The following is a 204-nucleotide window of genomic DNA, read 5'->3' on the forward strand; positions in this document are numbered from 1 at the left end:
TTGCGGGTGATACAGTGTCCCGCACGCTTGATGCGAAAACAACAGCCGGCCTTTACAAGATCGCCCGCGACAACGGCTGCACCCTGTATATGGTTCTTCTCGCCGCGTACAGCACGCTTCTTGCCCGGCTCAGCGGACAGGAGGATATCATCATCGGTTCGCCGATCGCCGGAAGGCCGCACAAAGACTTAGAACCTGTCATCG

General features: G+C 57.8%; 1 protein-coding gene. It reads left to right on the plus strand.

Going from position 1 to position 204, the window contains the following annotated elements; all coding sequences use genetic code 11:
- Positions 1-204 (plus strand): condensation domain-containing protein (locus KI350_RS22880; RefSeq protein WP_212930599.1); only part of this gene is annotated, 204 nt, incomplete at both ends.

The organism is Bacillus sp. J41TS8 (assembly GCF_018333035.1).
Taxonomy (GTDB): domain Bacteria; phylum Bacillota; class Bacilli; order Bacillales; family Bacillaceae; genus Bacillus; species Bacillus paralicheniformis.